Annotated in this window: 25 protein-coding genes; 19 read left to right on the top strand and 6 right to left on the bottom strand. The window is 47.2% G+C overall.

The window, feature by feature from the left end; all coding sequences use genetic code 11:
• Positions 1–62 precede the first annotated feature (62 nt).
• The 3 genes from gabD to gdh all read left to right on the top strand — a co-directional run bounded on the left by gabD (position 63) and on the right by gdh (position 3,242).
• The gene (gene gabD / locus ACQXR1_RS14005) at positions 63–1,451 is read left to right on the top strand and encodes a succinate-semialdehyde dehydrogenase (protein ID WP_071581043.1); all 1,389 of its coding nucleotides are present in this window, start codon (positions 63–65) and stop codon (positions 1,449–1,451) included.
• A gap of 122 nt (positions 1,452–1,573) precedes the next feature.
• A complete protein-coding gene (gene glcU, locus ACQXR1_RS14000; RefSeq protein ID WP_014662784.1) occupies positions 1,574–2,437 on the top strand; it encodes a glucose uptake protein GlcU in 864 nt (287 codons plus the stop codon).
• Between the two features lie 19 nt (positions 2,438–2,456).
• A complete protein-coding gene (gene gdh / locus ACQXR1_RS13995) occupies positions 2,457–3,242 on the top strand; it encodes a glucose 1-dehydrogenase (RefSeq protein WP_134976317.1) in 786 nt (261 codons plus the stop codon).
• A 44-nt stretch (positions 3,243–3,286) separates the two neighbouring features.
• Here the strand turns inward: gdh and ACQXR1_RS13990 are convergent, their stop codons facing one another.
• From ACQXR1_RS13990 to ycnK, 3 genes are read right to left on the bottom strand one after another with little or no spacing between them, the layout of a single operon-like run.
• Entirely contained in the window at positions 3,287–3,901 is a 615-nt protein-coding gene (locus ACQXR1_RS13990; RefSeq protein WP_134976315.1) for a YcnI family copper-binding membrane protein, read from the bottom strand.
• A gap of 13 nt (positions 3,902–3,914) precedes the next feature.
• Entirely contained in the window at positions 3,915–5,540 is a 1,626-nt protein-coding gene (gene ycnJ / locus ACQXR1_RS13985) for a copper transporter YcnJ (protein WP_430772362.1), read from the bottom strand.
• Between the two features lie 34 nt (positions 5,541–5,574).
• On the bottom strand, positions 5,575–6,147 hold the full coding sequence (ycnK, locus tag ACQXR1_RS13980; protein ID WP_430772331.1) for a copper uptake transcriptional regulator YcnK: 573 nt from the start codon (positions 6,145–6,147) through the stop codon (positions 5,575–5,577).
• Between the two features lie 164 nt (positions 6,148–6,311).
• Here ycnK and ACQXR1_RS13975 point away from each other — a divergent pair, with 164 nt between their 5' ends.
• From ACQXR1_RS13975 to sipU, 6 genes are all read left to right on the top strand, one after another.
• Entirely contained in the window at positions 6,312–6,665 is a 354-nt protein-coding gene (locus ACQXR1_RS13975; RefSeq protein WP_003246726.1) for a hypothetical protein, read from the top strand.
• A gap of 173 nt (positions 6,666–6,838) precedes the next feature.
• On the top strand, positions 6,839–8,275 hold the full coding sequence (locus ACQXR1_RS13970; RefSeq protein ID WP_040084161.1) for a PTS mannitol transporter subunit IICB: 1,437 nt from the start codon (positions 6,839–6,841) through the stop codon (positions 8,273–8,275).
• A 24-nt stretch (positions 8,276–8,299) separates the two neighbouring features.
• Entirely contained in the window at positions 8,300–8,731 is a 432-nt protein-coding gene (locus tag ACQXR1_RS13965) for a PTS sugar transporter subunit IIA (protein ID WP_069839870.1), read from the top strand.
• 1 nt (position 8,732) lies between these two features.
• Positions 8,733–9,854 (top strand): mannitol-1-phosphate 5-dehydrogenase, encoded by a 1,122-nt coding sequence (locus ACQXR1_RS13960; protein ID WP_014662791.1) that lies wholly within the window; start codon positions 8,733–8,735, stop codon positions 9,852–9,854.
• Positions 9,855–9,947: 93 nt separating this feature from the next.
• Positions 9,948–11,015, top strand: a complete 1,068-nt coding sequence (locus ACQXR1_RS13955) for a tartrate dehydrogenase (RefSeq protein ID WP_326246504.1) — start codon at positions 9,948–9,950, stop codon at positions 11,013–11,015.
• A 130-nt stretch (positions 11,016–11,145) separates the two neighbouring features.
• A complete protein-coding gene (gene sipU / locus ACQXR1_RS13950) occupies positions 11,146–11,709 on the top strand; it encodes a signal peptidase I sipU (protein WP_326246506.1) in 564 nt (187 codons plus the stop codon).
• 49 nt (positions 11,710–11,758) lie between these two features.
• Here sipU and ACQXR1_RS13945 read toward each other — a convergent pair whose 3' ends face one another.
• Positions 11,759–12,367, bottom strand: coding sequence for a dienelactone hydrolase family protein (locus ACQXR1_RS13945; protein WP_326246507.1), 609 nt, complete (start codon positions 12,365–12,367; stop codon positions 11,759–11,761).
• Positions 12,368–12,452: 85 nt separating this feature from the next.
• Between ACQXR1_RS13945 and ACQXR1_RS13940 the strand changes: the two genes are divergently transcribed.
• Positions 12,453–12,845, top strand: coding sequence for a 3-hydroxyacyl-ACP dehydratase FabZ family protein (locus tag ACQXR1_RS13940; RefSeq protein WP_326246508.1), 393 nt, complete (start codon positions 12,453–12,455; stop codon positions 12,843–12,845).
• 32 nt (positions 12,846–12,877) lie between these two features.
• Here ACQXR1_RS13940 and ACQXR1_RS13935 read toward each other — a convergent pair whose 3' ends face one another.
• Positions 12,878–13,042, bottom strand: a complete 165-nt coding sequence (locus ACQXR1_RS13935) for a hypothetical protein (RefSeq protein ID WP_014662796.1) — start codon at positions 13,040–13,042, stop codon at positions 12,878–12,880.
• A 132-nt stretch (positions 13,043–13,174) separates the two neighbouring features.
• On the opposite strand from ACQXR1_RS13935, the gene ACQXR1_RS13930 reads away from it, so the two are divergent.
• The 9 genes from ACQXR1_RS13930 (at position 13,175) to ACQXR1_RS13890 (ending at position 20,593) form a co-directional block, all read left to right on the top strand.
• Positions 13,175–13,924 (top strand): Cof-type HAD-IIB family hydrolase, encoded by a 750-nt coding sequence (locus tag ACQXR1_RS13930; RefSeq protein WP_136654851.1) that lies wholly within the window; start codon positions 13,175–13,177, stop codon positions 13,922–13,924.
• A 201-nt stretch (positions 13,925–14,125) separates the two neighbouring features.
• Positions 14,126–14,899, top strand: coding sequence for a 5-oxoprolinase subunit PpxA (gene pxpA / locus ACQXR1_RS13925; protein WP_069839876.1), 774 nt, complete (start codon positions 14,126–14,128; stop codon positions 14,897–14,899).
• A 14-nt stretch (positions 14,900–14,913) separates the two neighbouring features.
• Positions 14,914–16,128, top strand: coding sequence for an NRAMP family divalent metal transporter (locus ACQXR1_RS13920; RefSeq protein WP_014662799.1), 1,215 nt, complete (start codon positions 14,914–14,916; stop codon positions 16,126–16,128).
• A 23-nt stretch (positions 16,129–16,151) separates the two neighbouring features.
• The gene (locus ACQXR1_RS13915; protein WP_080478305.1) at positions 16,152–16,925 is read left to right on the top strand and encodes a putative hydro-lyase; all 774 of its coding nucleotides are present in this window, start codon (positions 16,152–16,154) and stop codon (positions 16,923–16,925) included.
• Between the two features lie 44 nt (positions 16,926–16,969).
• On the top strand, positions 16,970–17,692 hold the full coding sequence (pxpB, locus tag ACQXR1_RS13910) for a 5-oxoprolinase subunit PxpB (RefSeq protein WP_430772330.1): 723 nt from the start codon (positions 16,970–16,972) through the stop codon (positions 17,690–17,692).
• Positions 17,693–17,694: 2 nt separating this feature from the next.
• Complete coding sequence (gene pxpC, locus ACQXR1_RS13905; RefSeq protein WP_326274557.1) at positions 17,695–18,702, top strand: 5-oxoprolinase subunit PxpC; 1,008 nt, start codon at positions 17,695–17,697, stop codon at positions 18,700–18,702.
• A gap of 15 nt (positions 18,703–18,717) precedes the next feature.
• Complete coding sequence (locus ACQXR1_RS13900) at positions 18,718–19,470, top strand: IclR family transcriptional regulator (RefSeq protein WP_326246509.1); 753 nt, start codon at positions 18,718–18,720, stop codon at positions 19,468–19,470.
• A 63-nt stretch (positions 19,471–19,533) separates the two neighbouring features.
• On the top strand, positions 19,534–20,175 hold the full coding sequence (lipC, locus tag ACQXR1_RS13895) for a spore germination lipase LipC (protein ID WP_430772329.1): 642 nt from the start codon (positions 19,534–19,536) through the stop codon (positions 20,173–20,175).
• Positions 20,176–20,347: 172 nt separating this feature from the next.
• Complete coding sequence (locus ACQXR1_RS13890) at positions 20,348–20,593, top strand: YczI family protein (RefSeq protein WP_014662805.1); 246 nt, start codon at positions 20,348–20,350, stop codon at positions 20,591–20,593.
• Positions 20,594–20,598: 5 nt separating this feature from the next.
• Here the strand turns inward: ACQXR1_RS13890 and ACQXR1_RS13885 are convergent, their stop codons facing one another.
• Positions 20,599–20,886, bottom strand: a complete 288-nt coding sequence (locus ACQXR1_RS13885; RefSeq protein WP_069839882.1) for an antibiotic biosynthesis monooxygenase family protein — start codon at positions 20,884–20,886, stop codon at positions 20,599–20,601.
• Positions 20,887–20,913: the final 27 nt, after the last annotated feature.

Here is a 20,913-nt window from a genome sequence, read left to right as displayed (position 1 = left end):
GAAAGAAAACGGCTGGGTCTGCTATCATTTTAAGTAATCATGAAAAGAAAGGAATGTTCAATATGCCTAATCAATTAACGGTCTACAACCCGGCTACGGGCGAGGAGATCAAAACGATCCCTCAGCAATCAGCCAAAGAAGTAGAAGAAGCCATTGAACGTTCACATCAAGCGTTTAAAACGTGGTCTAAAACATCAGCGAACGAAAGAGCGTCTCTTTTGAAAAAATGGTATGAGCTTATTGTTGAACATAAAGAAGAACTTGCAGATTTAATTACAAAGGAAAACGGAAAACCCTATCAGGAAGCAGTCGGAGAGGTACTATACGGCGCAGGCTATATCGAATGGTTCGCAGAGGAAGCGAAGCGTGTGTACGGAAGAACGGTCCCCGCTCCGACAACGGGTAAACGAATTGTGGTCACACGCCAGCCCGTCGGTCCCGTTGCTGCTATCACGCCTTGGAATTTTCCGAATGCGATGATTACACGCAAAGCGGCGCCTGCTCTTGCTGCGGGCTGTACATTTATCATCAAGCCGGCGCCGGACACACCGCTGTCTGCCTATGAACTGGCGCGCCTCGCATATGAAGCGGGCATTCCGAAGGATGTTCTTCAGGTTGTGATCGGCGATGGAGAAGAAATCGGAAATGTGTTCACAAGCAGTCCGAAAATCCGCAAAATCACGTTCACAGGATCAACACCAGTAGGGAAAATCCTCATGAAAAACAGCGCGGACACTGTGAAACACGTTTCAATGGAACTCGGCGGACACGCCCCGCTGATCGTAGATGAAGATGCGGACATTGACCTTGCCGTTGAACAGGCGATGGCGTCCAAATACCGGAACGCCGGGCAAACATGCGTATGTGCCAACCGCCTGATCGTTCATGAATCCATCAAAGATGAATTTGCTGCGAAACTGAGCGAGCAAGTGTCTAAGCTGAAAGTCGGAAATGGACTTGAGGAAGGCGTCAATGTCGGCCCGATCATCAACAAAAGAGGCTTTGAAAAAATCGTCAGCCAAATTGATGATGCGGTTGAAAAAGGCGCGAAAGTGATTGCTGGGGGCACATATGACCGAAACGATGACAAAGGTTGCTACTTTGTGAATCCGACAGTGCTTACCGATGTTGATACGTCCATGAATATCATGCATGAGGAAACATTCGGCCCAGTCGCCCCGATCGTCACGTTTTCTGATATTGATGAAGCGATTCAGCTTGCCAACGATACACCGTACGGCTTAGCTGCTTACTTCTTCACAGAAAACTACCGCCGCGGCATCTATATTTCCGAGAATCTAGAGTATGGCATTATCGGCTGGAATGACGGCGGACCATCAGCGGTTCAAGCGCCATTCGGCGGAATGAAAGAAAGCGGCATCGGCCGTGAAGGCGGTTCAGAAGGCATCGAGCCGTACCTTGAAACAAAATATTTGTCCATCGGTTTGTAAAAGAATGCAAGCTCCTGAGAGCTGCCGGATTTTCCGGCAGCTCTTTTTGTGTTCCGGCGAATAATCACAACAATTCCAGCCAAAATAACAGCAAATACATTTTGAAAGAAGGTTCCCCAACAATGGATTTATTATTGGCTCTTCTCCCAGCTTTGTTTTGGGGGAGCATTGTTCTCTTCAATGTGAAATTAGGCGGCGGGCCGTACAGTCAGACACTGGGAACGACGATCGGGGCGCTCATTGTTTCTATCGTTATTTACTTTTTTGTTCAGCCCGTTCTGTCACTTCGCATCTTTATTGTTGGAATCGTATCCGGCTTATTTTGGTCACTTGGACAGGCCAACCAGCTGAAAAGCATTCAATTGATGGGCGTATCTAAAACAATGCCGATTTCCACAGGAATGCAGCTCGTTTCCACCTCGCTGTTCGGTGTGATCGTGTTCCGCGAATGGTCAACACCGATTGCGATTACGCTTGGCGTTCTCGCTTTGATCTTTATCATTGTGGGAATCATTCTCACGTCCTTGGAAGATAAGAATGATAAAAAAGAAGGCGAGCCAAGCAATTTGAAAAAGGGCATTTTGATTCTCCTCGTCTCGACTCTTGGTTATTTGGTTTATGTAGTCGTGGCTAGATTGTTCAATGTGTCCGGCTGGTCCGCGCTGCTGCCGCAGGCAATTGGCATGGTGGTCGGGGGGTTAGTTTTAACCTATAGACACAAACCCTTTAACAAGTATGCAATCAGAAATATTCTCCCAGGCTTAATCTGGGCAGGCGGAAATATGTTTTTGTTTATTTCTCAGCCGCGAGTTGGCGTTGCAACGAGCTTCTCCCTTTCACAAATGGGAATTGTCATTTCTACGCTCGGGGGTATTTTCATCCTGCGTGAAAAGAAAACGAAACGTCAGCTAATAGCAATTGCAATCGGGATTATCCTGATTATTGCGGCCGCCGTCTTCTTGGGAATCGCGAAATCAAATTCATAACAAATGGAGGAAGATGTATATGTATCCGGATTTAAAAGGAAAAGTCGTTGCCATTACAGGAGCTGCATCAGGGCTAGGAAAGGCAATGGCCATCCGCTTCGGCAAGGAGCAGGCAAAAGTGGTTATCAACTATTATAGTAATAAACAGGATCCAAACGAGGTAAAAGAAGAGGTCATCAAGGCGGGCGGTGAAGCTGTTGTCGTCCAAGGAGATGTCACGAAAGAGGAAGATGTAAAAAATATCGTGCAAACGGCAATTAAAGAGTTCGGCACACTCGATATTATGATTAATAATGCCGGTCTTGAAAATCCTGTGCCGTCTCACGAAATGCCGCTTAAGGATTGGGAAAAAGTCATCGGCACGAACTTAACGGGTGCCTTTTTAGGAAGCCGTGAAGCGATTAAGTACTTCGTGGAAAACGATATCAAGGGAAATGTCATCAACATGTCCAGTGTGCATGAGATGATTCCGTGGCCGTTATTTGTCCACTATGCAGCTAGTAAAGGCGGAATTAAGCTGATGTCTGAAACGCTGGCTTTGGAGTACGCGCCGAAAGGCATTCGCGTCAACAATATCGGGCCAGGTGCGATCAACACGCCAATCAATGCTGAAAAATTCGCTGACCCTAAACAGAAAGCGGATGTAGAAAGCATGATTCCGATGGGATATATCGGCGAACCGGAGGAAGTCGCAGCAGTAGCAGTGTGGCTTGCTTCGAAGGAAGCCAGCTATGTCACAGGCATTACGCTGTTTGCAGACGGCGGAATGACAAAATATCCTTCCTTCCAGGCAGGCCGCGGTTAAACATAAAAAGCGACCCAGACATGACATCTGGATCGCTTTTTTTATTAGGCGCGTTTTTTCTTAACAAGCGCTGCTACAGATAAAATAATGGCAGCCGCGGACAGCACAATCGCTGTAATGTCTAGAGCTGAAGAACCTGCGTTTTCAGAATCATCTTCTGTTTTCGTGGCGCCGTGCTCATCTGTCACTTGTTTTGCAGAAGTGATCTTTGTAATGGAGTGAGGTGTATCGGCATTCTCGTCACCTGTCCATTCAACAATGCTGCCGTCCTTATAATATTGATATGCGTCCCAAGCGGCTTCCTCCGCTTTGTCAGGGTTTTTGGCAACAAAGGTAAACTGCTGGAACTGACCTTCCTGAATGCCGCCGCCAGTCGCTTCCCACGTCACGGACACTGATTTGTCATCATGTTTTTGGGTGGAAACCTTCCAGCCTGGAATTGGCTCGTACTGCTGGAATTCAACATCCTTCGGCATTTTGAGGACAACCTTCGTTGTCGGCAGATTTTTCTCGGAAGGAACCTTCATTGTATATGTTTCCCAAGAGCCGGCAGCGGATTCAGCCGGTTTTACAGAAACGTGCGCGCTGGCAGGAGCCGTAAAGAATAAGAGAGAGCCGACAATAGCCGGACATAGTGTCAATGCGATTTTTTTCAACAACGTAAACACTCCTTTAATTGGTCTTTGTAAACATGATATTGATTTCGTTAAAGTCACCGGTCAGTCCGTGGACTTTGATCTTCCAGTTTCCCTTCTCATTAATGGACAGGTTTTCATCCTGGAAGACGCCTTTTGTTTTCTCTTTTAATTGAAACGTGCTTTTGTTTTCGCTGCCTGACAGCCCTGTTTTATAAATGGTTAACGTGATTTGCTGGATGTTTTTCACCGGATCTCCGTTATGGTCGGTGACTCGCAGCTCAAAAACATTTTTCCCTGGCTGGTTTGGGCTGATGCTGAGTGAAACGCTTTGTCCGTTCTCAATCGCTTTGGTTTGGTAGAACGGTTCCGGCTGCGGCTCAGGCGGGCTTGGCAGGCTTGTGAACACGGCAGCTGTGATCAATACAGCAATGCCGATTGCCCACTCCGCTTTCAACGTTCGGCTGATTCCTGTGCGGCGCTGCTTTCTGGTGAGAAGAAAATGAATCGCGCCTAAACCCAGCATGAAAACAAACAGCCCGCTTTTCACTAAAAGTGCTTGGCCATACGCTGTATGGAACAGTGAATCCATTGAACGAATGATGAAAAATCCATTGAGCAAGCCTGAAAACAAAATGACGCCGACTGCAGTGAGTGCCCATGGGGAGAACCGGCTTACCGTTTCCCATGCGAGCGTTTTGTCAGGCTGCCTCCATTCTTTTGAGAGCAGCAAAACGAGTGCCGCAATTCCGCCGACCCAGATGGAAGCGGAAGATAAATGAAGGAAATCCATCAAAATGCCCACTGTTTTTTCTTCAACGACAGCCGCATGCCCTGTAAACGCCTTGGCAAGCAGGAGACCGAAAAAGAAAATAAGCGGCGCAGTCCAATAGCCAAAAGATGAAAAGCGGTTTTTCCGTATAGCAGGGATTACAGACAGTGCGAGCAGCACGAACAGTCCGGCCTGTATAATCCAAATAGAGCCGCCTGCTGTCTCAAACAGTGTTTCTCTGATGTAGCCCGGCTGGAATGCGCTGCCCCAGCCACCGCCTGCATTCGCTTTTGTTTGAATCGGAAGCTGAAGCAAAAGCGCCAGACCCAGTGCTGCGATCGAGACGATCAGGATACGTCTCGTCCGTTTCACGAGCTGTTCTGGTTTCCCTTTATACCAGAAAAGATGGAAGAAAACCGTTCCGATAAACAGAGATAAGGCTGTATACAGAATCGCGCGATCTGCGGCTGTTCCCGGATTCAGCGCTGAAACGGATGCTTTTTGGCTGCTGAATCCGCCATCCGCTTTCCCGATACTGAACGGAATGACGCCGGAAACCGGATGCCCGTCCGCGGATACGGCATTCCATTCCGCTCTGTACACATCATGAGGCAGATTCTTTTTTAGCTTCGCTGTCATGATGTGATTGTTGTCTTTTTTGATTTCCGTCTTGTCCATATCCACCCGGTCGCCGTTTGAATTATAGACTTTAATGTAATGAAACCCTTCTTCAACAGGTTCATTAAATTCAATCTCCACCTGTGCAGGCGCGGTTTTTAATTCGCTGTTTTCCCCAGGTGAGGATTTGACAATATAGGCGTGAGCAAAGCTTGTTTTCGGCAGGAAAACAAGAAAAAGCAGCAGGATGATCCACCATCTGTTTCGCTTCATCACTCAGACACCACCTTCCGCTGTATGTGTTGTGTTATTTCTTGGTGCAGGTGCAGCGTTTCTTTCTGTCTTTGAGCATGTCTTCCAGCGCTTGGTCGAAAGTGCGGACGGCGCCGCCGAATCCTTTTTGAAATCGTTCGGCATGATCGAGCGTCGCAAACGGAATGGCCTGCGGCTGGCAGCAGTGCAGGTTTAATTCAGCATTTACGACAAAATAAGCCGAACCGGCACTGACGGTTGTGTGTAACAGAAAATCTCTGCAAATCAAGTGTGAAACCTCTTCCGTTTTATCGGCGTAACGCAAAAATGCACAATGTGCGCAGCATAGCTGTTCAATGTCTTGGTTTACCGTAATCAGCTGAACCGAATAAGCTTGATTGACGGGCTTCAAGCAATAGCTGCACATATGATCTGTTTGAGGTGTTCGGACGGGAAGCGTGATACCGCCGGCTGTTTTGATGACTTGATTTGACTGAACCAGCTGATTGACATCTCTATATACCGTCATTTCCGAAACGCCGAACCTTGCGCTGATGTCAGAAATTCTAAGCGAGCCTTCTTCTTTCAGCCACTTTAGTATGTGTTGCTGTCTATTAATCGGAAGCATTCATACACCCTCTTCATTAAGATCTATTTAAGCGTAGAGGATTTTAGAGACGGAGACAAGTAAGTGGATGATAAAAAATGTGAAAATGTGTTGAACAGCAACAAAACGTAACAGAAGGGACTCTGGTATAATAGACAGATGGAATAGAAAGTGAGGAATACCCTATGAAAGAAACACCATGCCCGAACTGCGGCAAACCTTTGACAGGCGATATGGTCAGATCATCAAATGTGCCTTGTCAATTTCGCTGCGGCCACTGCCGGGAACGGCTTTATGAATATAAAGTTTCAGCTCCGATTATGCTGGTATCATTAGCGGCTATCGTGCTGCTTATTTATCTTTTGATGCTCCTCCGCAATGCGGCAGGATCAGTGCTGCCAGCTGTACAGCACGTGCCGATGGCTGTATTTGCGCTTGTATGCGCGTATCCCGTTTTTATTGTGAGTGAGCGGATGATTGCAAAGTACGTGATTCAAAACGGCAACATTATTTATAGAGGAAAGAGAAAAGGCTCCTGATATCAGGAGCCTTTTTATTTTTAAAAAATTGTCACAGTCATGTGCCAAAGTCCTCTTTACTTTCAATTGTATAGGGGCTGTAAGCGTTTTAACATAGAGTCAAAGGGAAGGCATCATTCTCTAAACATATCTTTGTATCTTATAGCGACAAACAAAACAGGGAGGGTTTATATATGCAGCAGCAAGAACAGCAGCAAGGCGGCATGAAAGTGAAAGTGCAGCGCTTTGGGAGTTATTTGAGCGGAATGATCATGCCGAACATCGGCGCGTTTATCGCGTGGGGCATCATTACCGCGTTGTTTATTCCGGCAGGATGGTTTCCAAATGAACAGCTGAATACGCTTGTCAGCCCGATGATCACGTATTTACTGCCGCTTTTGATAGCGTATACAGGCGGAAAAATGATTTACGACCACCGCGGCGGAGTCGTCGGGGCGACAGCGGCAATCGGGGTGATTGTCGGGTCAGATATTCCAATGTTTCTAGGCGCAATGATTATGGGGCCGCTTGGCGGATACCTCATTAAACAAACTGATAAATTGTTCAAGGATAAAGTCAGACAAGGCTTTGAAATGCTGATCAACAACTTTACAGCAGGGATTGTCGGCGCGGCTTTAACGATTCTCGCGTTTTACGCCATCGGCCCGGTTGTCCTGACACTAAACAAATTGCTGGCGGCTGGTGTGGAAGTCATTGTACACGCGAATTTACTGCCGGTAGCCAGTGTTTTTGTAGAACCGGCGAAAGTGTTGTTCCTCAACAACGCCATTAACCATGGAATCTTAAGCCCGATTGGAATCGAGCAAGCATCTCAGACAGGAAAGTCCATTTTGTTTTTAGTGGAAGCAAACCCTGGACCGGGGCTCGGCATTTTGCTGGCGTACATGTTCTTCGGCAAGGGATCTTCAAAATCAACGGCTCCCGGTGCGGCGATCATCCATTTCTTCGGCGGGATTCACGAGATTTATTTCCCGTACATTTTGATGAAACCGGCCCTGATTCTCGCAGCCATTGCCGGCGGAGCAAGCGGACTTTTAACGTTCACGATCTTTAATGCCGGACTTGTTGCAGCGGCGTCACCGGGAAGCATTATTGCATTGATGGCGATGACGCCAAGAGGAGGCTATTTCGGCGTATTGGCGGGTGTATTGGTCGCTGCAGCTGTATCGTTCATCGTATCAGCAGTGATCCTGAAATCCTCAAAAGCAAGTGAAGAAGACCTGGCTGCCGCAACAGAAAAAATGCAGTCCATGAAGGGGAAGAAAAGCCAAGCAGCCGCTGCTTTAGAGGCGGAACAAACCAAAGCGGAGGAAGCGTCTGAGCTGTCTCCTGAAAGCGTAAACAAAATTATCTTTGCGTGTGATGCGGGAATGGGATCAAGTGCCATGGGGGCATCCATCTTAAGAAACAAAGTGAAAAAAGCAGAGCTTGACATCAGTGTGACCAACACGGCCATTAACAATCTGCCAAGCGATGCGGATATTGTCATCACCCACAAAGATTTAACAGACCGCGCGAAAGCAAAGCTGCCGAACGCGACACACATATCAGTGGATAACTTCTTAAACAGCCCGAAATACGATGAGCTGATTGAAAAGCTGAAAAAGTAATCTTATAGAAAGAGAGTGATACTCATGCAAGTACTCGCAAAGGAAAATATTAAACTCAATCAAACGGTATCATCAAAAGAAGAGGCCATCAAATTGGCAGGCCAGACGCTGATTGACAACGGCTATGTGACAGAGGATTACATTAACAAAATGTTTGAACGTGAAGAAACGTCTTCTACGTTTATGGGGAATTTCATTGCCATTCCACACGGCACAGAAGAAGCGAAAAGCGAGGTGCTTCACTCTGGAATCTCAATCATACAAATTCCAGACGGTGTTGAGTACGGAGAAGGCAACACGGCAAAAGTGGTATTCGGCATTGCGGGTAAAAATAATGAGCATTTAGATATTTTGTCTAACATCGCCATTATCTGCTCAGAAGAAGAAAACATTGAACGCCTGATCTCCGCTAAAAGTGAAGAAGATTTGATCGCCATTTTCAACGAGGTGAACTGACATGATCGCCTTACATTTCGGTGCGGGGAATATCGGGAGAGGGTTTATCGGCGCGCTGCTTCACCACTCTGGCTATGATGTGGTGTTTGCGGATGTAAACGACACGATGGTCAGCCTCCTCAATGAAAAAAAAGAATACACAGTCGAACTGGCAGAAGAAGGACGTTCATCAGAGGTCATTGGCCCGGTCAGCGCGATTAACAGCGGCAGCCAGCCGGAGGAGCTGTACCGGCTGATTAATGAGGCTTCACTCATCACAACAGCTGTCGGCCCGAATGTGCTGAAGCTGATTGCTCCATCTATCGCAGAAGGTTTAAGACAGAGAAACGCTGCCAACACACTGAATATCATTGCGTGCGAAAATATGATTGGCGGAAGCAGCTTCTTAAAGAAAGAGATATACAGCCATTTAACGGAAGCAGAGCAGGAATCCGTCAGTGAAACGGTAGGTTTCCCGAATTCTGCCGTTGACCGGATCGTGCCGATTCAGCATCATGAAGACCCGCTGAAAGTATCGGTTGAACCATTTTTCGAATGGGTCATTGATGAATCAGGCTTTAAAGGGAATACACCAGTCATAAACGGCGCGCTGTTTGTTGATGATTTAACGCCGTACATTGAACGGAAGCTGTTTACGGTTAATACCGGACATGCGGTGACAGCGTATGTCGGCTATCAGCGCGGATTGAAAACAGTCAAAGAAGCAATCGATCATCCGGAAATCCGCCGTGTCGTTCATTCGGCGCTGCTTGAAACTGGTGACTATCTCGTTAAATCGTATGGCTTTAAGCAAACTGAACACGAACAATATATCAAAAAAATCATCGGGCGCTTTGAAAATCCTTTCATTTCGGACGATGTGACCCGCGTAGCGAGATCGCCTCTCAGAAAATTGGGAGAGAATGATAGACTCGTAGGCCCGGCAAAGAAAATAAAAGAGCCGAACGCACTGGCGGAAGGAATTGCCGCAGCCCTGCGCTTCGATTTTACCGGTGACCCTGAAGCGGTTGAACTGCAGGCGCTGATCGAAGAAAAAGGATACAGCGGCGTACTTCAAGAGGTGTGCGGCATTCAGTCCCATGAACCGCTGCACGCCATTGTTTTAAAGAAACTCAATCAATAACCAACCACCACCCGTGACACAATGTCACGGGCTTTTTTTACAATCTCGCTATCTAGTATAATAGAAAACGCTTACGATAACAGGGGGAGGAGAATGACGATGAAACAATTCGAGATTGCGGCAATACCGGGAGACGGAGTAGGAAAAGAGGTTGTAGCGGCTGCTGAAAAAGTGCTTCATACAGCGGCTGAGGTGCACGGGGGTTTGTCATTCTCATTCACGGCTTTTCCATGGAGCTGTGATTATTACTTGGAGCACGGCAAAATGATGCCCGAAGATGGAATACATACGCTTACTCAATTTGAAGCCGTTTTCTTGGGAGCCGTCGGAAATCCGAAGCTGGTTCCCGATCATATTTCGTTATGGGGGCTGCTGCTGAAAATACGGAGGGAGCTTGAGCTTTCCGTTAATATGAGGCCAGCCAAACAAATGGCGGGCATTACGTCGCCGCTTTTGCATCCAAATGATTTTGACCTCGTGGTGATTCGCGAGAACAGTGAGGGTGAATACAGTGAAGTCGGCGGGCGCATTCATAAAGGCGATGATGAAATCGCCATCCAGAATGCCGTGTTTACAAGAAAAGCGACAGAACGTGTCATGCGCTTTGCCTTCGAATTGGCGAAAAAACGGCGCGGCCATGTGACAAGTGCGACAAAGTCTAACGGCATTTATCACGCGATGCCGTTTTGGGATGAAGTCTTTCAGCAGACGGCCGCTGAGTATAGGGGTATCGAAACGTCATCCCAGCATATTGATGCGCTGGCCGCTTTTTTTGTGACGCGTCCGGAAACGTTTGATGTTATTGTGGCGAGTAACTTGTTCGGTGATATTTTAACCGACATCAGCTCGAGCCTGATGGGAAGCATCGGCATTGCGCCTTCTGCGAACATCAATCCATCCGGCAAATATCCATCCATGTTTGAACCGGTTCACGGCTCGGCTCCTGACATTGCCGGACAGGGCCTTGCCAATCCAATCGGCCAGATTTGGACAGCGAAGCTGATGCTTGACCACTTCGAGGAGGAAGAACTGGGGGCGAAAATTCTGGATGTAATGGAGCAAGTAACTGCCGACGGCATCAAAACACGCGACATTGGGGGGCAAAGCACAACGGCTGAGGTCACTAATGAAATCTGTGCGCGTTTAAGAAAGCTCTCATGAAACAGGCCGGGGAAGTTGGCTGCCCCGGCCTGTCCATTTGCTTACGAAAATTTCCACAAAAGTCTAACCAAGCTGATCCAAATGCTGTATAATAATTTGGAATTCTTAGGAAAGCACTGGGTGAAGGAAGTTGAATGCAAAAACAATCACGTTAAAGAAAAAAATAAAAATGAAATGGATCGTTGTACTCAGTATCGTTATGATTGCAGCTCTCATTTTTACGATCAGATTGGTGTTTTACAAGCCCTTTCTCGTTGAAGGTTCATCGATGGCCCCAACGCTTAAAGATTCAGAAAGAATTCTGGTTGACAAAGCAGTCAAATGGACTGGCGGGTTTCATAGAGGCGACATCATAGTCATTCATGACAAAATGAGCGGCCGCTCTTTTGTCAAACGTTTAATCGGTTTGCCTGGTGACAGCATCAAAATGAAGAATGATCAGCTATACATAAATGATAAAAAGGTGGAAGAACCGTACTTAAAGGAACAGAAACAAGAGGTCGAAGAGTCGGGTGGAACCTTAACGGGCGACTTCGAAGTTGAGGTTCCTTCCGGTAAATATTTTGTAATGGGAGATAACCGTCTCAATTCACTTGATAGCAGAAATGGAATGGGCATGCCTTCTGAGGAAGATATCATCGGTACTGAATCTCTCGTCTTTTATCCATTCGGTGAGATGAGACAGGCAAAATAAAAGCAAGGCAAAAAGAATGACGGCACTGATAAAAAAGCGCCGTGCACGTTTAAAAAAATGATGATGAAGCAGGGCGGAGACGTTTTTCCGCCCCGTTTTTTATGATGGAAAGCGTTTTGAAGAAAAGGGCCCTGTCGAAATAAACAGAATCAGGATTGGCGAAGCCGTGAAGCGCATCAAATTGATAAATCTTCAGATGGGCATGCTGTTTCTCCCGAAGTTTTTTGATCAGAAGTGCTACGTCAAACGATGGCTCATAAGAAGGGAAAAACAATATGACCGGGCAGGCTGGCACGTGATGAAGAGAATCACGTATCCGGGAACCGTAATAACAAACAGCTCCGCTTACCTCGGGCATACTGCTGCATTTCCATGCGATGGTAGCCCCTACGCTGAATCCAATCACAAAGATGTGCCGTCCGGCGTTTTGCCTGATCACATTCTGGATGATGGTTTCTCCCGTTTTCAGCCGTTCATGTTGTGTAAATTGTTCGTATGCTGTTTTTTCCTCTAGCAGTGTGTAGATTTCATCCTGGCCGAGCAAGTTGGGCGTCAGCACATCATATCCAGCCATATTGATCAGCCGGGCCATCTTTTTCATATGGCTGTTTACACCGTATATTTCGTGGACAAGAATGACAAGCGGTTTTGGGGACATAACGGCCTCCTTTTGTGTTTTTTCCATTATATCCTATCGTTACGCTTTAGGCTGATATATAATGGTCAAAAAAAGGAGATATACAATGAACCCATTATCTTTGCCTCACCGCTATCCTTTTTTATTTATTGATGGCGTGACAGAAAGTGAGCCCGGAAAACATGCTGCAGCTTATAAGCTGGTTAGTGAGAACGACTGGTTTATTACTGGGACGCAAACAGAAATGCCGTTTTCACTTGTGATTGAAGCGCTAGCGCAAACCGCTGCTTTTACAGGGATTACAGATGAGAACAGCTTGGGGTTATTGTCTTCGGTGAAGAAAGCGGAAAAGCTGGGAGCGGCTGTGCCTGGTGACCGGCTTGATCTTACGTTTGAAGTCACGCGAAATCGGCGGGGATTTGTGTTCGGACATGCCAAGGCGTCAGTAGGAGAGCAGCCTGTTGCTGAAGCTGAAATCGGCATCTATATTGAAAAATGAAAAAAACCCTTCACAACATTTTGTGAGGGGTTCTATTTTGTGTCGTAATCCCGTTCGCTTTGAGAGTCATCTCTTTGCTGGCGTTTGTGTTTTTCATCATTCATATTTTCCTTCAGCTCTTCATTAGGAATTGGATCGGTTAAGTCGTTGTGCTCGGGATTTTCATTTGGTTTGTTTTGCTGTTTTCTTTCTTTCATGTTTGATCACCTCACCGTTTGTTTTCCTCTTATCAGTTCACCTCAAACATGGGAAATCGCTTTTTTGTCCCGCTGGGTATAATGTATTAGAATAGAGAGAAGCACAACAAAAAGATAAAGAGAGGTACATATATGTCTGTTCAAAGAGAAGATGTAGATATCAAGCTGATCGCAATTGATATGGATGGAACATTGCTGAACGACGAGCAGCTGATCTCGGATGAAAACCGCAAAGCCATTCGTGAAGCGGAGGATAAAGGTGTGTATGTGGTAATCAGCACGGGCCGGACGCTGATGACGTGCCGGGAGCTGGCGGAGTCGCTGAAGCTGTCATCCTTTCTAATCACGGCAAACGGCAGCGAAATCTGGGACTCGAATTTTAATTTGGTGGAACGGAAGCTGCTCCATACAGACCATATTCAAATGATGTGGGATTTGCGGAATAAACACAACACCAATTTCTGGGCTTCTACCGTGAACAAAGTATGGAGAGGCGAGTTTCCGGAAAACATTACGGATCATGAATGGCTCAAATTCGGCTTTGACATCGAGGATGACGACATCCGAAACGAAGTGCTGGAGGAGCTAAGAAAAAACAAAGAGCTCGAAATCACAAATTCAAGTCCGACAAACATTGAAGTTAACGCGCTCGGCATCAACAAAGCGGCAGCCCTTGCCAAGGTTACGGAAAAACTCGGCTTTGCGATGGAGAATGTGATGGCGATGGGCGACAGCCTCAATGACATCGCGATGATTAAAGAAGCGGGTCTGGGCGTCGCAATGGGTAATGCGCAAGACATCGTGAAAGAAACGGCTGATTGGATCACGGATACAAATATTGAGGATGGTGTCGCTAAGGCGATTCGCCATTGGGTACTATAAAAAAGAGAGTCCTAAGATGGACTCTCTTTTTGTTTGGCAGGTTTTCTTCTGGGACCATGGTAGGTTTTCTGACAAAAGTATTTCACAAACTAATATGCTTGACTTATAATGAAATAAAGTTCAAAAATTCGGAATAGTCGTTCCGGATTTCGGGACAATAAATACATAAAGCATATCGTTTGCTTTGGCAGGAGGGATTCTGTGTTTCAAATTGATTTAAACTGTGATTTAGGAGAAAGCTTCGGAGCCTACAAGATAGGCCTTGACCAAGATATTTTAGAGTATGTGACATCAGCGAATATCGCATGCGGATTTCATGCTGGAGATCCTAGTGTGATGCGAAAAACCGTCGCACTTGCAGCAGAAAGAGGCGTGAAAATCGGCGCGCATCCGGGCTTGCCGGATTTACTCGGTTTTGGGCGCCGCAATATGGCGATTTCACCTGAGGAAGCGTATGATCTTGTCATTTATCAAATTGGCGCGCTCTCTGGCTTTCTAAAAGCAGAGGGACTTCACATGCAGCACGTCAAGCCGCATGGCGCTTTATACAATATGGCGGCAGTCGATCAAAAACTGTCGGATGCGATCGCGAAAGCTGTCTATAAGGTTGATCCCGGCCTGATTCTTTTCGGTCTTGCTGAGAGCGAGCTTGTAAAAGCGGGAGAACGGATCGGACTTCAGACCGCAAATGAAGTGTTCGCCGACAGAACATACCAATCGGACGGCACGCTGACACCGCGCTCCCAGCCGGACGCACTCATTGAAAGTGATGATGCCGCCGTCACCCAGGTCATCAAAATGGTGAAAGAAGGGGCGGTCAAATCTCAGCAAGGACATGATGTGTCATTAAAAGCAGATACAGTCTGCATTCATGGAGATGGAGCCCATGCGCTGACATTTGCCCGAAAAATCAGAAAAGAGCTTAAGGCGGCAGGAATTGAAGTGACAGCTATTTCAGAACAGAAGTCCACATAAAGGAGGAACAATAGATGGAGCAGGAGAAAAAAACAGCAGGAAAAAAAGCGGGCAGCTGGTCATTGCTGATGGGCGCCGCCTTTTTAATGGCAACCTCAGCAATCGGACCGGGCTTCCTCACCCAAACTGCAACTTTCACAAACACACTCGCGGCAAGCTTCGGTTTTGTCATCTTAATCTCTATTATTTTAGATATTTTTGCCCAAACCAATGTATGGCGCATCATCGCAGTTTCTGGAAAACGCGGTCAGGAAATTGCGAATATGGTGCTTCCGGGACTGGGGTATTTCATCGCCATTCTCGTCGTGCTTGGCGGGCTTGCCTTTAATATTGGGAATATCGGAGGTGCCGGGCTGGGGCTTCAGGTGCTGTTCGGCATTAAACCGGAAACAGGCGCATTGATCAGCGCTGTTATCGCCATTTTGATTTTTGTCATTAAAGAAGCGGGAAAAGCGATGGACCGTTTTACGCAAATCGCGGGCTTTGCCATGATCATCCTAACGCTGTATGTCGCAATCACGTCTGCACCGCCAGTCGGACATGCGGTGGCGAACACGTTTGCCCCTGAACACATCAGTATTTTTGCTATTGTTACACTGGTGGGCGGAACTGTCGGCGGATATATCACATTTGCCGGGGGACACCGTTTGCTGGATGCGGGCATTAAAGGGAAGGAATCCATTCCCCAAGTAACAAAAAGCTCGGTTGTCGGCATTTTAATTACCTCTGTCATGCGGATCGCTCTTTTCCTTGCGGTGCTTGGCGTTGTTTCAAAAGGCCTGCATATCGATGAAAGCAACCCTGCGGCTTCAGTCTTCAAGCTTGCTGCTGGAAATGTCGGTTATAAAATTTTCGGATTGATTATGTGGTCTGCGGCCATTACATCTGTGATTGGAGCAGCTTATACATCTGTTTCGTTTTTCAAAACCTTTTCTCCAAAAATTGAAAAGAATTCACGCGGCATTATTATCGGATTTATTGTGATTTCTACGTTAGCTTTTGTCACAATCGGACAGCCTGCGAAGATCCTCGTCCTTGTCGGATCGCTGAACGGCTTGATTTTGCCGATTGCACTCGGAACACTGCTTGTTGCCGCCTACAAGAAAAACATTGTTGGTGATTATAAGCACCCGCTATGGCTGACAAGCACAGGCGCGCTTGTAGTGATTGTAATGGCAGTTATGGGAATCTACACGTTATGTACACAACTTCCTCAATTGTGGAGCTGATATAAGTGGAGCAATTAAACAAAATGGCGCCAAAAGATGTACGTGCCCTGATACGAGAGGGAAAAATAAACGGGCCGACCGCAGGCATGTCCGGCGGATATGCCCAAGCGAATCTTGTGGTTTTGAAGAAAGACCTTGCTTTTGATTTCCTGCTGTTTTGCCAGCGAAATCAAAAGCCCTGCCCTGTGCTCGATGTGACTGAAACGGGTTCGCCTGTGCCGTCTCTGGCTGCGCCGGATGCTGATATCAGAACGGACTTTCCGAAATACCGTATTTACAGGCACGGTATCTTAACGGAAGAAGTATCTGATATTACGCCATACTGGGAGGACGATTTTGTCGGCTTTCTGATCGGATGCAGCTTCTCCTTTGAACAGGCACTGATCAACAATGGGATAGCGGTCCGGCATATTGATGAGGGGACAAATGTCCCGATGTATCAAACGAATATCGATTGTGTTCCGGCGGGGGCGTTTCACGGACGGATGGTTGTCAGCATGAGACCGGTTCCTGAACGGCTGGCTGTACGTGCCGCGCAAGTGACCTCGCGTTTTCCGGCTGTGCACGGAGGGCCGATCCATATCGGCAATCCGGGAGCAATCGGCATTCGCAATCTGGACAAACCGGATTTCGGAGATGCCGTTTCCATTCGTGAAGGCGAGGTTCCTGTTTTTTGGGCATGCGGAGTGACACCGCAAGCCGTGGCTATGAATGTAAAACCTGAAATGGTCATCACACATGCGCCGGGGCATATGCTCATCACAGATATTCGAGACGAGTCGCTTGCGGTGCTGTAACCTCTCGTCATCCTGATGAACGAGAATTAAAAGAGGTGAGAAAGATGACTGTACGATATCAAATCGAACAGCTCGGTGATTCTGCAATGATGATCCGATTCGGAGAAGAAATCAACGAACAGGTCAACGGCATTGTCCATGCCGCGGCCGCTTATATAGAAGAACAGCCATTTCCGGGATTCATTGAATGTATCCCGGCTTTTACAAGTCTAACCGTATTTTATGATATGTATGAAGTGTACAAGCATTTGCCTCGGGGTATAAGCTCACCTTTTGAGAAGGTCAAGCGCGATGTCGAAGAGCGGCTGGTAGAAATAGCTGAAGACTATGAGGTCAACCGCCGTATTGTAGAAATTCCCGTCTGCTATGGCGGTGAATTCGGCCCTGATTTAGAAGAGGTGGCGAAGATCAATCAGCTGTCACCGGAGGAAGTGATCGACATTCATACAAGCGGTGAATATGTGGTGTATATGCTCGGATTCGCGCCTGGTTTTCCTTTTCTAGGCGGGATGTCAAAACGCATTGCAGCTCCGCGAAAATCATCGCCAAGACCGTCGATTCCCGCAGGTTCGGTCGGTATTGCGGGATTGCAGACAGGTGTTTATCCGATTTCAACGCCGGGCGGCTGGCAGCTGATCGGAAAAACGCCGCTGTCGCTTTTCCGGCCGCAGGAAAATCCGCCGACATTGCTGCGGGCGGGAGATACTGTGAAATTCGTTCGCATCTCAGAAGAAGACTATCACGCCTATAAGGAGGAGTCCAATTGAGCATGAAAGTATTAAAGCCCGGACTGCTCACAACGGTTCAGGATATAGGCAGAACGGGTTACCAAAAATACGGCGTTCTGGCCAGCGGCGCCATGGACACGGTTTCGCTGCGCATTGCCAATTTGCTGATCGGAAACGGCGAAAATGAAGCAGGTCTCGAAATAACAATGATGGGGCCGGGTCCGTCGTTTCATTTTGCAAAAACGACGCTGATTGCGGTGACAGGGGCGGATTTCACGCTGCGTATTAATGACGAGGAAGCGCCTTTATGGAAGCCTGTGCTCGTCAAGGAAAACAGCACGGTCAGCTTTGGCCCCTGCAAGCTCGGCAGCCGTGCTTATGTAGCCGCAGCCGGCGGCATCAATGTGCCTGCCGTTATGGAAAGTAAAAGCACATACGTCAGAGCAGGCATCGGCGGACTTCATGGCAGAGCGCTTCAAAAAGAAGATGAACTGTCTATTGGAGAGATGTCAGCTCTTTCGCAAACCATCCTTTCCCGTTTAAGTCCGCAGCTTGAAAAACAGGGATTTGCAGCACCGAAGTGGTCGGTCAGCCGCGGCAGATTTCTGCCGCTGAAGAAGAATCCCGTCATTCGGGTGCTGGAAGGAAAGCAATTCGCCTTTTTCACAGAAGAATCAAAAACGCGTTTTTATCAAGAAACATTTCGTGTCACGCCGCAATCCGACCGTATGGGCTACAGGCTCAAAGGAGAGCCGCTCGAACTGAAAGCCCCGCTTGAGATGGTGTCAGAAGCGGTTTCGTTTGGAACAGTTCAGGTGCCGCCTGACGGCAACCCGATTATCCTGCTTGCAGACCGGCAGACGACTGGCGGCTATCCGAGGATCGCGCACATCATATCCGCTGATCTTCCGATTGTTTCTCAAATCATGCCGGGCGAGCACGTCCAGTTTGAGCCTGTGTCCCTTCAGGAGGCAGAAGCACTTGCGGTAGAACGAGAACAGCATATAAAAGAACTGAAAACGAGAATGAAGATGGAATGGCTGACATAGCAAAGGGGATGAAGGATGCAGAATAAAAATAAAACCGTAGTCAAATCTATGGCGCTGCTTAATTTGTTTTTGCATAAACCAAGCCTAACCTTAAGTGAACTGGTGGCACTGACAGGAATGCCGAAGACCTCTGTTCACCGGATGGTCAGCTCCTTGGAGGAAATGGGGTTCCTCAGTCGGGATGCGTCCGGCGCTTATTCGCTGGGGTTGGTGTTTTTGGAATTCGGACAGCTTGTCGCTGACAGGCTGGATATCAGAAAAATAGCGAAACCCGTAATGGAAGAGCTGTGCCGGGAAGTGGACGAGGCCGTGCAGTTGATCATGAGGGACGGCAATGAAGCGATATACGTTGAGAAAATAGAAGGAACACAGACTGTGCGGCTGTATACGGCAATCGGCAGGCGTTCCCCACTGTATGCGGGAGCGTGCGCCAGAAGCATTCTGTCCTTTCTTCCCCGTGAAGAAATCGAAGCATACATCAAACAAACCGAACTCATTTCAATTGGCTCCGGAACGATTACCGATCCCGAAAAACTGCTTCAGGAGATTGATGCCTCTGTGCAAAATGGCTATACTGTCAGCTATTCAGAGCTCGAAAACTATACGGCGGCGATCGGCGCCCCGATTTTCAACCATAAGCGCCAGGTGGCAGCCGGCATTAGCATCGCAGGCTTTGAAGCGAGATTTACAGAAGACAGGATGCCCTATTTAACAGAAAAGGTGAAGGACGCCGCTTTACAGATTTCAAGAAAAATAGGATATACATAAGTAGCCAATCTTTACTCTGCTGCGTACATTAACGTATCGACGTTCAGGAGTGGAGGAAAGAACATGGTGCTTCGATATACAGCTCTGGGCGATTCCTTGACGACAGGGAGAGGCTCCGGGCTGTTTTCACCCGGCTTCGTCCATCGTTTTGGAGACATGATGTCAGCTGACTTGAAAACAAAAACGGCAATAGCCCTATTTGCCAGATCAGGCCTGAATACAGAGGAGATTTTGGGACTCCTGTCATATTCCTATGTGCAAAAATGCATACGAGATGCTGATATGATAACGATCACAGGCTGCGGAAACGATCTTATCGATTCGGTCTTAGCCTACCAAACCTCTAAGGATGAAACAATTTTCAGCCGTGTATCCGCCCATTGCCATGAGAATTTTGAAAAGATGATTGCCAAGATCGCCGAGATCAAAGGAGAAAACCCTTCCCCGTACGCCATCCGAGTGTTCAACTTATACAACCCGTTTCCCGGCATTGAAATCGCCGGCAAATGGATCACATCCTTCAATTCACATTTAGCAACACTTGCATCAGCACCCCATGTCAAAATCGCGGATGCCTACAGCATCTTCAAAGGCAAGGAGCAGGAATACCTGTCCCTTGACGGTGTCCATCCGAACAGCAAAGGCTATCAAGCGATGGCTGAAGCCGTTCACAAGTTAGGCTATAGAGAATTGTCAGTTTCATAAAAAACGCGCCTCATGACAGGCGCGTTTTTTATGTGTGATCGAAATATTAAAAGAAACTTAAAATTCCCTTTCTTCTGTTCTACATCCCCAAAAAGTGCGCTAGAATAATGGAGGGCGTAGGCAAATATAGCCATAACGTTCAATATTTCGTATATAAGGAAGGATGGTCCTTTTGTTTCGCATTGTTAAAATGTCCTTTGCGGTTATCATTATTTTATTGGCGCTTATTGCTTTTAAATATACGGAACACACCTCTGTTATCCAATCGGTTATGCTTGTTTTTCTTGGCGCAGTCATGTTTATGCAGGGGCTTGAAGAACGCAAAAAAGAAAATGACGGCTCAGGCGCTTTTAATATTTATACCGCCGTTTTTGTATGGTCTGTCTCCCTTATCGGTTTTACACTTCATATTATATAAATCTATTACACATCCTGAAAATGCTCGACCGTCGGGAACGGGGTATAGAACCGATGAAGCAAGGCTTTCCACTCTTGATACTCTGAAGAACCGCGAAAGCCTTCCGTATGGTCCTCAAGTGTTTCCCACTCCACAAGAAGCAGATATTTATGCGTTTCCTCCATGCATTTTGATAACGAGTGAGTGATATAGCCCTTCATGCTGGAAATGATCGGCGCCGCTTGCCGGAACGCCGCCTCAAACTCTTGTTCAAGCCCTTCTTTAATGTGAAGCATTGCTGCCTCTCTGACCATGCTATCCCTTCTTTCTGTCTTTTCAAA

The organism is Bacillus sp. ATD (genome assembly GCF_050585765.1).
GTDB lineage: Bacteria > Bacillota > Bacilli > Bacillales > Bacillaceae > Bacillus > Bacillus stercoris.
The sequence above is the reverse complement of the archived record's forward strand: the minus strand, read 5'-3'. Positions and strand labels throughout refer to the sequence as shown.